The organism is Streptococcus porcorum (genome assembly GCF_053203725.1).
In genome coordinates, this window is record NZ_JBRUDG010000043.1 from 1 (window position 1) to 12058 (window position 12058).

Genomic DNA, 12058 nt, shown 5'->3' on the forward strand with positions numbered 1-12058 from the left:
TCAGGAACTTTGAAAACTTTAAAAAACGGATTTTGATTGCCTTGAACATAAAGAAAGAGAGAACGAATTTCGTCCTCTCTAGGTGTTAGCTTTTCATCTACCCACTACAGTTGACAAAGAGCCAAATAAAAGCCAACTGCACAAGGATGAAACCTTGATACAATAGGCTTTTAAAAATCTTATTATTTTACAGTGCGGATACGCATTGTATTTGTACCACCAGTACCAACTGGTACACCAGCTACGATAACAATGTTATCACCTGATTCAACAAGACCGCTTTCAAGAGCAACTTTTTCTGCTACATCAAACATATCATCAGTTGATGATGGTTTGTCCGTAACAACTGGAATAACACCCCAGTTAATCATCAATGATTTTTGTATTTTTTCATCAAATGTAATAGCCAAGATATCTGCATCTGGACGGTATTTTGAAATAGCACGAGCTGTTGAACCAGATTCAGTAAGAGCAACTACCAATTTAATTTCCATAGAATTAGTTGCATCTTTAACAGCAGAAGCCACTACTTCTGTTTTATTAGTACGCTCAAAGTTAGCTGAGTTCAAACGACCATACTCTTTAAGAAGAGTTTGAGCATTTTTGTCAATTGTAGCCATTGTACGAACTGACTCAACTGGGTATTTACCATTTGCTGATTCACCTGAAAGCATAGTTGCATCAGTACCATCGATAACAGCGTTAAATACGTCTGATACCTCTGAACGAGTTGCACGTGGCTTATCAGTCATAGTTTCAAGCATGTTAGTTGCTGTAATAACAGCTTTACCAGCTGCGTTAACTTTTGTGATGATCATTTTTTGATAAACTGGAACCATTTCAAATGGAACTTCAATACCCATGTCACCACGAGCAATCATGATACCATCTGAAGCTTCGATGATTTCATCAATATTGTCAATACCTTGTTGGTTTTCAATTTTTGAGAACAATTGAACGTGTTCATTACCAGTTTCTTTAAGAATGTTACGAACTTCTTCAACATCTTTAGCAGTACGAACAAATGAAATAGCAATAAAGTTAAGACCTTGCTCAAGACCGAAACGGATATCTGCGTTATCGCGTTCTGCAAGAGCTGGGAAAGGAATTTTAGTGTTAGGGATGTTCACACCTTTTTGCTTAGCGATTACACCATCATTTTCCACAACAACTTCAAATTCACGAGTTGCTTCATCTTTAGCTACAACAGAAAGACCAAGTTTACCATCATCAACAAGAACTTGACGACCAACTTCAACATCATCAAAAATGTCAAGGCCACCAGCTACGTTCAATGCGATAACTTCTTTAGTTGACTTGATACCTTGTTTTGTAGCAACACGTAGTTTGTCACCAGTTTTGTATGAATATTCTTTTGCATCGTCTGCAAACAATTCTGTACGAATTTCTGGTCCTTTAGTATCTAGAAGGAAACCAACTTTTTGTCCTGCAATTTCTTCTGCACGACGTACAGTAGCCATACGCTCACCTTGCTCTGCATGGTCACCATGTGAGAAGTTGAAACGGAAAACGTTAGCTCCTTCTTTAATTAATTCAGCAATTTTTTGTGCTGAAGCTTCAACATCAAGTTTTTCACCCCAGTATCCATCTTCGCCGAATTTTTTACCACCACGGATTTCTACCGCAGGACCAAGTGTTGCAACGATTTTTACGCGTTTATTCATAATAAATAAAACTCCCTTTTATAGTTTGTCGCTAAACGACATAGTAATAACAAATGTAAACGAAATAAGATAATTTTCTTAATGAGCTAATTTGCGGTTCAAGTCAGCAAAGTCAAGACGTGCTTTATGCGGATTATTAACAATAATCTTACCACCTTCACCCAAGCTAAACAATGCATTTTCTTCTGCCGTACCAAGAATTGGGCTTTCTACCAACTCTTCGTTATGAATACCGACAGCCAGACCACCACGACCTGCTTTAAGTAAATCAACAGCATGTGCTCCCATCCATGATGCCAACACACGATCACGCGCACTTGGAGAACCACCACGAAGGATATGTCCAAGGTTTGTGACACGAAGGTCGCTAGTATCACCTGCTTCTTTTAGCTTAGCCGCAAAAGCATCACCACTCATCACACCTTCTGCAAGAACAATAATGTGATGATTTTTTCCAAGTTCATAACCTTTGTTAATAGTTGAAACGACATCATTGATATCAAATTCTTCTTCTGGGACAATGATTTGATCGGCACCAGATGCAATACCTGACCAAAGAGCGATATCCCCAGCATTACGTCCCATTACCTCAACCACAAAAGTACGTTTATGACTTGATGAGGTATCGCGAAGCTTGTCAATCGCTTCTGTAGCTGTACTCACAGCTGTATCAAATCCAATTGTGTAGTCAGTACCCACAATATCGTTATCAATTGTACCAGGTACACCAACTGCAGGAAAACCGTGCTCTGTCAAACGCATAGCTCCGTGGTAAGAACCATCACCACCGATAACAACTACACCTTCAATACCGTGTTTTTTTAATTGTTCAATACCAGCGAGTTGTCCTTCAAGTTTTGCAAACTCTGGATAGCGCGCTGAATAAAGGAAGGTTCCACCACGTGAAATTTTATCACCAACTGCACGTGAATCAAGTGGAAAAATGTCTCCAGCAACCATACCAGCATAGCCGTAGTTGATGCCGTAAACTTCCATACCTTCTGACATTGCTTTACGAACAACTGCACGAACAGCAGCGTTCATACCAGGAGCGTCACCGCCACTAGTCAAAACAGCAATACGTTTCATTTTGCTTGATACTCCTTTTTTATTTTTAACGTTTTTATTATAGCATATCTACTCTAAAATTGCTTACAATTTCTTATCTTTTTTAACGAAAAACCGTTTTCATAACGATTGTGCTTAATTCTTTTTCTAAATTTTCACTTTTTTGAACCAGAAAGTGCTGACTACGAATGGTCTCCTTACGATCACTGTAATGAATCAATACTGGGATATTTCCTGGATAACGTGCTAAAATAGCTGCCACCTCTTGATCTTTGTCATGATTGACCATCTGAATCCAGAACTTTTCCATGACAACTAACTCAAGCTGATTGAGTACCATCTGCAAGCGCCCATCTCTTTCTTGAATGCGCCCGATCATATAATATAAGTTACCTTCATTAAGTTGCTCTTTCAGATGGTGATATTGTTCTGGAAAAACCGTGACATCTAGTTTTTTCTGCGTATCACTTACTGTTAAAAATGCCATTTGTTGTCCTTTGTTTTTTGTTCGGATTAATTTTATCCTCTCTAGCTGGACAAGAATTGTTGCTTGTTGACCACTAGATAAATCAACAATGCGAGAAAATGGATGAACGCTGGTTCTCATCGCTTCTTGTAAAGGATGGGGGCTAAGACCGATACCTAAAATTTCTTGCTCAAATTGGTATTTCTCAACACTATTAAAATCCTCACTCTCAAGCCAATGGTAAGATGAATCCGCAAAAAGACTGCCCAATTCGTTGACAAAAATCAAAAGATGATCGAGGTTTAGCAAAATTTTCTTACGATTTTTTTCAAAGTCATCAAACAGTCCAACTTTTACCATCGTTTCTAGTATTTCTAACTTCTGATAGTTTTCTGGTAAGCGCATCAGAAAATCTTCGATACTCTTAAATGGCCTGTTCTCAATTATCCAATAGGACATTTCTTTGGGAACTGCTTTTAGGTGACGAAGGCCTAGTGTGATCTTTTCTTTCTGAATCTTATCGTGAAAAGGAATGGTGTTGATGCTTATCGAAGATAAGCTAAATCCTCTCTCTAAGGCATCATTTAAATATTCTGAGCTGGAGTAATTTAGCATCACAGCATAAAAAATATGGGGATAGTGCGTCTTAAAATATGCTAATTGAAAAGCTAAGGCAGAATAGGCATAGGCATGACTCCTATTGAAGCCATAACCCGCAAATTTTGCCATCATAGAGAAAAGATGCTCAGCTACTCCCAAATCTCGACCTAGCGCTTTTGCTCCAGAGATAAACTCTTGTTTCATGTCTTCCATATCTTTGATATTTTTTTTAGACATGGCGCGTCTTAAAAGATCTGCTTTCCCTAACGTAAATCCAGCATACACCTGAGCAATTTGCATGACTTGCTCTTGATAAAGCATAATACCGTAAGTTGACGATAAAATAGGTGCGACCAAAGGATCAATCAGATCAACTTTCTCTTTTCCATATTTACGATTGACAAAATTGTCAGTGTAATCACTAGCCCCTGGACGATTAAGACTGGTGGTTGCTACAACTTCTTCAAACCTTGATGGTTGAATCCTCTTTAAAAGATGAATAGCACCAGCCTGTTCAAACTGGAAAATTCCCTTGGTTTGTCCCGAGGCAAACAAACGTAATGTAGCCACATCTTCTAACGGTATATCTCTGATTGAAAAATCCCTACCTGTCTCTTCAACTAGAGCCTCTTGCATTTTTTGAAGAAAAGTCAAATTACGCAGTCCAAGAAAATCCATTTTTAATAGACCATTACTTTCAACAGCATTGGCATCGTATTGCGTAATGAACATTTCTTCTCCAGCTTTAAGAGGAATATGGTTAGTGAGATTATCATCGCTCATCACAATACCTGCAGCATGAATAGAAGACTGTCTTGGTTGACCTTCTATTTTTTGGGCAATTTCAAATGCTCGTTGATACTCTGTTTTGCTATGAATGAGCTGACGAAACGATATATTCTTTTCATAGGCAGAGGCTAACGTATCTTTAAAACTAATTTTTTTAGTCAACTGTGTCAACTCATATTCAGTAGCTCCAAATCGCTTAAAGACATCACGGATAACCTGCTTTGCTCCAAAAGTAGAGAAGGTGACAATTTGAGCCGTATGATGACTTCCGTAACGGTCTCTGACATAGTGTAAAAACTCACTACGATAAATATCAGGCAAATCAATATCAATATCAGGCATGCTGTAGCGCTCAACATTTAAAAACCGTTCAAATAGAAGATGATTTTTTACAGGATCAATCCCCGTAATATCTAAAGCATAGGACACCAAACTTCCTGCTGCTGATCCTCGCCCCATCCCCATATAATAGCCACGACTACGACCAAAACGTAATAAGTCCCAAACAATAAGAAAATAATCATCAAATCCCATTTGATGAATCACATCCAACTCTTGATTGAGGCGAGTTTGATAAACTGAATTCCAAAGCCTCTTAGTTTTTAATCCTTCTTCTGAACGTTCTCTTAGTTCTATCACAGCCTCTTTTTCACGATTAAAGCGAGGCAATTTTAAATTGGTATCAAACTCATACTCGATTGTAGAAACGAGCTGTTCTAATTGTAATAAACTCTCAGGAAATCGCGCTCTAAATATCTCCTCCATTGTGGATGAGGCATATAAAACTTGGTCTTTTGGGACTGATCCAATATCTTTTAGTTGAACATTATCACGAATCGCTCTTAATACTTGCAAGCTTTCACGGTCATCATTACTATAATACCGAACAGTGTGAATAGGAATAGTCGGACGGTCGTATGCTAATTTGGGGCTATCTGATCGTAAGCCAATGTAACAATCTTTTGGCAGCCTTATCTCTTCTATTCCAGAAAAATAAGGTATGACAATCGCTAAATCTCCTAAAAATTCTGTCAAGGATTCCCATATTTTTTGTCCAGTCATTTTTTCTGTAGATAATTTCAACAGATCTTGATAGCCCTTAGTATTTAAGGCAATAAACTGAAAAGTGATTGAGCGGTCTTGATAAATCAAATCCATCTCAACTCCCAAAATGGGTTTCATCCCTTCTTTTTGAGCAGCCTTAATAAAATGATAAGCGCTATAAAGATTATCCTTGTCCATAATTCCGATATGGCTATATCCTAACTCTTTTGCCTTTTTGAGATAAGAAGGAATAGTAATTAAGCTATCCATAAAGGTATAGACTGTTTTAGTATCCAGTTGCGCAAACATAGAGCTCTCCTCATTTTTTCTTATCTCTTATTATACTATGAAAAAGAAAATAAAAACAAGGCATGACGTTCTCTAACAGGTAATTTAGAAAACGCCTTGCCTTATTTTATAATGGTCTTAATGAAAAAATTGAAAATGTATTACCATTTCAACTGAACAAGATCATTAGTTTCTTGATAAGCTTGATCTACCTTTGCTTTCATTGCCTCATCCAGTGTATCACGGTATTTCCCACCTTCAATAAAGTCTTCTAGAATCATGACACGATAATCATAGTATTCATACCCTTCCTGACCAACTACTCCTTTTCCAGTTGCATGAACAAGGGTAGGGTGTGCTTGGACAGTTTTAATACTTGTTTTTCCTCCTGATTTTTCAAAGGTAACATCCATCAATAAACCACGTTCTGTCCATTTGTTCCCCAGCATTTCAAAAGTTTGATTAGAGAGGAAATTTCCCATAGAATAAATAATAAATTTTTTATCTCCGTCTTTTTTTACCACCTCTGCAGGTTCGATAACATGAGGATGGCCACCAAAAATAACATCTGCTCCCCAGTCAATCATTTTATGATATAAGGTCACTTGTTCTTGGGTAGGCTCCAATGCATACTCCACTCCCATCTGAGGCATCACAATGGTAACATCCGCTTCTTGCTCTGCTTTTTTAAGCTCTGCCTCTATCTTAGACTCATCCAAATCAGACATATGTTGCTGATATTCCTTTTCTGTTAGGTTAGCTTCCATGCCATTGTAGCCATAAGCATAACCTAAGATTGCTATTTTTATGCCATTAACTTCCTTGATTAAGATATTTTCTGTCGCACGATCTTTCTGATACACTCCAATCGTGTCCATTCCAAGATCATTAAAGACTTGTGCAGTATTTAGGGCTCCCGATAATCCTGAATCTAAAATATGGTTATGTGCTAAATCGACCACATCATATCCTGTATCTTTCATCGTATCTGCTGCTTCTGATGGCGCATTAAATAGAGGATATCCTGATAGAGGGTAATCTGCACTAATCGTTCCTTCAAAATCACCTATTGCTAAATCCGCTCCAGAAATCCATTCTTTGACGTATTCAAAATAAGGTTTAAAATCATACGTCCCATCTGCCTGTCTAGCACTGGTGTAAAGAATATCATGATAAAGAATATCACCGTTTGCTACCACTCGAGCTGTCCTTAGCGGTTCCTGAGACTGATCTGTATTAAGATTCTTGACTTGGCTAGAACCTGTTAAATCCATCACTAATGCTATGCCAAATATCGCTACTAAAGCCATCAAGCTGGCTAAAATTGTTTTTTTATAAACCATCCTAAAAACCTCCTGTTCTTTTTCATTATAACACTTTTTCATCAAACCGTTAACCTAGTCTAAATATCAAAAAAGATTGGACGTCCATCCAATCTTTCTATTCTATTAAAGTAAGTCTTCGATTAAATCAGAAACCTCGTCCTGCTCCGCTTGAGGAGTAATTTCTGTCACAATAATGCCTGAAACCGCACGCGCCACCAAGCCTTCTACATCCATACGAGCTTCATATTGCTCTGCATTTTTAATTTTAGGATTGGTTTTAGGGCGATCTGGTGCAAAAATTGTACAACAATCTTCAAAAGGTTGAATCGAAATATCAAACGTATCAATTTTTTGAGCTAAATCGATAATTTCTAACTTATCCATTGTAATCACTGGACGAATGACAGGTGTTGTGGTCACTGCATTGATGGCTTGCATAGACTCTAGCGTCTGGCTAGCGACTTGCCCAAGACTTTCACCATTAACAATCACCAATCCTCCGCGTTCTTCGCGAATAGCATCAGTGATGCGCATCATAAAACGACGCGTCAAGGTCATCAAATAAGCTTCAGGAGCCTTATCTTTAATTTCTTCTTGAATTTCAGTAAAAGGAACCTCAATAAATTGAATATTACCACCAAACTTAGTCAGCTTACGTGTCAAGTCATGCGCTTTTTTTAAAGCACCTGGACTGGTATAAGGGGGACTTGCAAAATGGACAGCCTCAATATCTACACCGCGTTTTAAAGCGAGATAACCAGCAACAGGTGAATCAATCCCACCTGACAACATCAACATCCCTTTTCCAGAAGTTCCTACCGGTAGTCCTCCTGCACCTTTTATATTTTCATAGGAAAGATATGCAGCCTCGTCACGAATTTCAACCTTAAGGTTAATGTCAGGATTTTTCATTTGTACTTTAACATGTGGAATTGCATCAAAAACTGCATCTCCCAACGTTAAATTTAAATCACGACTATCTAACTCAAAATTGTGATCACTACGCTTAGCCGTAATTTTAAAGGTCATCCCCTCTTGATAAATGGAAGTCATAATCTTTTGGACAGAGTCTTTTAACACCGAAACATCTTTTTCAACCTTATAAGAAGGTGAAAAGGCTTGGATACCAAATATTTGCTTTAGACTTTCCGCCACAGGCGCGTAATCTTGTCCATTTAAAAAGACATGACAACGATCGCGATCTGCCGTCACCTTAACAGATGGATAAATAGAAAGTACGTCTTGAATATTACGTTTTAGTTTATTAATGAAACGCATCCGATTCTTACCTTTTGTTGATAATTCACCGTAGCGTACCATAATTTCTGAATATTGCATCTTATCTCCTTACCTTTTTGGTTTTATCGTAGATTTGTTTAAAAATTGTTAGAAATTGCTCTACTTGCCCCATATCATTATCATCATCTAAACTAATACGAACAGCAGTTTGAGCATCTTTCACTGGAATTCCCATAGCAATCAAAGTACCAGCTGGACTTCCTGCTTTTGAAGAACAGGCACTAGTCGTTGAAATAAAAATATCGTGCTCTTCAAAGGCATGTACCACAACTTCGCCACGGACTCCCTTAATTCCAAAGGTTATAATATTTGGGGTAAACCTTTCTGTGCCTGAAAAAATTAAGATATCATCCCGTTGTTCTAACTCTGATAAAATAACTTGCTTCATCTTAGCCATCTTGTGATGAGCCACTTCTGCTTTATCTAAAGTTAAACGCAACGCCTTGGCTGTTGCCGCAATCCCTGCAAGGTTTTCAGTTGTCGAGCGTAAATCAGACTCTTGACCTCCCCCAGATAACAGAGGGGAAATTTTCTTACCAGCTTTTTTATAAAGAAAACCCACTCCACGTACACCGTGGAATTTATGACTTGAAAAGCTTGCAAAATCAACCCTGTCCAATAAAAAATCTTCTACTTTTATTTTTCCAATAGCTTGAACAGCATCGACATGAAAAGAAACTGTCGGCTTATCTTTTAAAACTGTCGCAATAGCTTCTAGAGGTTGGACACTGCCAATTTCATTGTTGACTGCCATAACTGAAACCAAGATCGTATCTTGTCTTAACAGTTGTTTAAAAGCTTCAACATCCACAAATCCTTCTTTCGTTACAGGAATTTCATCAACTTCAAACCCTTGTTTGGTTAGCCATTTAGCAGACGCTTTAACCGCTGGATGCTCAATTGCTGATACTAGGATATGTTTTCCATATTGACGTTTTTCAAAGGCAATGCCTTTAATGGCCCAATTATCAGCTTCTGTCCCTCCAGAAGTGAAGAAAATTTCATCGGAAGAAACCTCGATTAAATCTGCAATTTGTTTTCGCGAAGCTTCTAAGATACGTGTGGACTGACTCCCTAGACGATGTAAACTCGATGGGTTTCCAAAAATTTTTTCTGCAACCTCTTGATAAGTTCTCAATACTTCTGTATAAGGACGAGTTGTTGCAGCGTTATCAAAAAAAATCATATTACGTCATTCTCTCTCTTTTTTCAATCTCTTTCATTATAGCATATTTATCACCAGAATAAGTCAAGAGAAATTTACCTTTAGATATGGAATTTTTCTCAAAAAAATGTATAATAATAAAAAACAAGGAGGATAGCATGTCAAACGAATACTCAAGAAATCAAAAGCAAACTAAAAAACAAGGTAAACGTGCTACTGAGCATCTCTCGACAGGGATTTCCGCCCTTCAAAAAACCATTGCTATCATAGGGGGAACTTTGGGGATTATCACAGCATCCCTTACTATCAACAACTATATGAATAGTAATAAAGAAAAAGATAACACCTCATCTAGTAGTTCCATCGTCAAACAAGTTGATACAACAAATAATAATACTGCAGGTAGCTACATTAGCTCTAGTGCTGAAGCAGGTACTGACGCAAGTAATCAAGTAACAGCAACTGTTGAGAGCAGCTCAACTGATACTATCGAAGACAGTACACTCACCTCTTCAAGTGAGGCCATCAGTAACGAAACCACTACAGCAACTGAAGCAGCCACTGCAACCAGTGAAACTCCTTCTGCTGCTGACAGTGTCACAACACCTTAAACCATCTCTTTTATTCTTAAGATTTTATGTGGGCAGTGGAGATGCTAAAATGTTAACATTTTAGTTTCCATCACTCCCCTTTTTATATAAAGGAAATCCATGAACTATCAAGAAACCTTGAATTTCATTCACAGTAAACGCGCCAAAGGAAGAGGCACCAATCTTGATCGTGTTAGATGGTGTCTAGAGCAGCTAGGTAACCCACAACATCAATTTCCAGCTGTCCATATTGTTGGGACAAACGGAAAAGGCTCCACAACCAGCTACCTTCAACATATTTTTACAGAGGCTGGTTATCAAGTGGGAACCTTCACTTCTCCTTATATTACTCGCTTTAATGAGCGAATTGCCATCTGTGGAGAAGAAATCCCTGATGCAGATTTAACAGTTCTGTTAAACTCTATTCTCCCCATGCTTGAAAATCTAAAAGAGACAACATTTGGAGACATCACAGAATTTGAGTTGGTCACCATCTTAATGTTTCAATACTTTGCTCAAAAAAATGTGGATATTGCTTTTATTGAAGCTGGGATTGGGGGACTTTATGATGCGACCAATGTTTTTATGCCACTAGCAGTTATTTGCACTTCTATCAGTCTTGATCACGAAGATAAGTTAGGTAAGAGCCACTTATCAATTGCGAAACATAAAATTGGGGTGCTCAAAGATCATGTTCCTTTAATTTTTGGACCTGTTTCCAATGATGTTCGCCAACTCTTTTACAACACTGCCTACAATCATGATAGCTTAACTTTTGAAGCTGGACAAGATTTTAAACTAAGCAAGGATACTTTCACTTATCACGATATTGTCATTAGCCCTATCCACCTTCAACTCTTAGGGAAACACCAAAAAATTAATGCCAGCCTAGCTGTGATGTGTAGTCTTATCTTATCAGAAAACTTTCCAAAAATTTCTTTAAAAACAATAAAACAAGGGCTAAACAACACAAAATGGCCTGGACGAAGTGAGCTTCTTCGTCCAAATTTGTTACTTGATGGTGCTCACAATAGTGATGGTATCAAGCAATTAATAACACTTTTACAAGATCACTACCCTTCTAGAAAAGTTAAAATTCTATTTGCAGGACTAGGCCGTAAGTCTCTCTCTCCTTTATTAAATGTGCTTAGTGACTACCCGCTTAGTGTCACTAGCTTTGATTTTTTTGAAGCACAACCACTGAATCAGTATCCCGATCAATTTAATAAAGTAGAGCATTTTGAAGACTGGTATCATGAAGAGGAACAAGAAACCTTATTTGTTGTAACAGGATCACTTTATTTTATTTCAGAAATTCGACAAAAATTTATCCCTTAATACTATAAAAGAGACTTGATTGTCAAGCCCCAGATAAAATGGACAGTTAAAAAAGTTAGGTCTTTAGAAGGTATGCTTCCCTAAATTCTAAGGGAGTCATACCTTTTAATTTTTCTTGTGGTCTGTGGCAATTATACCAGTCGATGTATTTCCTGATTTGTTGGATGAGGGCTTCCCTATCCTCAGGCGGAAATAGTCTCAAGGATTCACTCTTCAAGCGGGAAAAGAAATTCTCACATGCCGCATTATCATAACAATTTCCCTTGCCAGAATGAGAAATGGTCACACCGTATTGATCTAATTTTCGGAGATACTGTTGATTGGTATATTGAAAACCTTGGTCAGAATGAAGGATACAGACTTTGGTTGAATCCCAAGAATCGTGAAAGACCTGATCTATA

General features: G+C 37.8%; 9 protein-coding genes. 2 read left to right on the plus strand and 7 right to left on the minus strand.

Annotated features, from left to right (window positions below; genetic code table 11):
- Positions 1-182: 182 nt before the first annotated feature.
- The 6 genes from pyk to ACVRWY_RS08830 form a co-directional block, all read right to left on the minus strand.
- Positions 183-1685 carry a pyruvate kinase gene (pyk, locus tag ACVRWY_RS08805; RefSeq protein WP_354369822.1) on the minus strand — a complete coding sequence of 501 codons (1503 nt, stop codon included), beginning with the start codon at positions 1683-1685 and terminating at the stop codon, positions 183-185.
- A gap of 78 nt (positions 1686-1763) precedes the next feature.
- Positions 1764-2774: a 6-phosphofructokinase gene (gene pfkA, locus ACVRWY_RS08810; RefSeq protein WP_354369821.1), complete on the minus strand. Its 1011-nt coding sequence runs from the start codon at positions 2772-2774 to the stop codon at positions 1764-1766.
- A gap of 82 nt (positions 2775-2856) precedes the next feature.
- Positions 2857-5961: a DNA polymerase III subunit alpha gene (locus ACVRWY_RS08815; protein WP_354369820.1), complete on the minus strand. Its 3105-nt coding sequence runs from the start codon at positions 5959-5961 to the stop codon at positions 2857-2859.
- A gap of 140 nt (positions 5962-6101) precedes the next feature.
- Complete coding sequence (locus tag ACVRWY_RS08820) at positions 6102-7283, minus strand: CapA family protein (RefSeq protein WP_354369819.1); 1182 nt, start codon at positions 7281-7283, stop codon at positions 6102-6104.
- A gap of 105 nt (positions 7284-7388) precedes the next feature.
- Positions 7389-8603 (minus strand): tRNA uracil 4-sulfurtransferase ThiI, encoded by a 1215-nt coding sequence (gene thiI / locus ACVRWY_RS08825; protein WP_354369818.1) that lies wholly within the window; start codon positions 8601-8603, stop codon positions 7389-7391.
- Position 8604: 1 nt separating this feature from the next.
- Entirely contained in the window at positions 8605-9750 is a 1146-nt protein-coding gene (locus ACVRWY_RS08830; protein WP_354369817.1) for a cysteine desulfurase family protein, read from the minus strand.
- Positions 9751-9887: 137 nt separating this feature from the next.
- Between ACVRWY_RS08830 and ACVRWY_RS08835 the strand changes: the two genes are divergently transcribed.
- Together ACVRWY_RS08835 and ACVRWY_RS08840 are read left to right on the plus strand one after the other, a co-directional pair.
- Positions 9888-10340: a DUF6556 family protein gene (locus tag ACVRWY_RS08835; RefSeq protein ID WP_354369816.1), complete on the plus strand. Its 453-nt coding sequence runs from the start codon at positions 9888-9890 to the stop codon at positions 10338-10340.
- A 99-nt stretch (positions 10341-10439) separates the two neighbouring features.
- Entirely contained in the window at positions 10440-11657 is a 1218-nt protein-coding gene (locus ACVRWY_RS08840; protein ID WP_354369815.1) for a bifunctional folylpolyglutamate synthase/dihydrofolate synthase, read from the plus strand.
- A gap of 55 nt (positions 11658-11712) precedes the next feature.
- Here ACVRWY_RS08840 and ACVRWY_RS08845 read toward each other — a convergent pair.
- Positions 11713-12058, minus strand: a 346-nt coding sequence (locus ACVRWY_RS08845; RefSeq protein ID WP_447455793.1) for an IS3 family transposase, incomplete at its 5' end; no start/stop codon positions are given.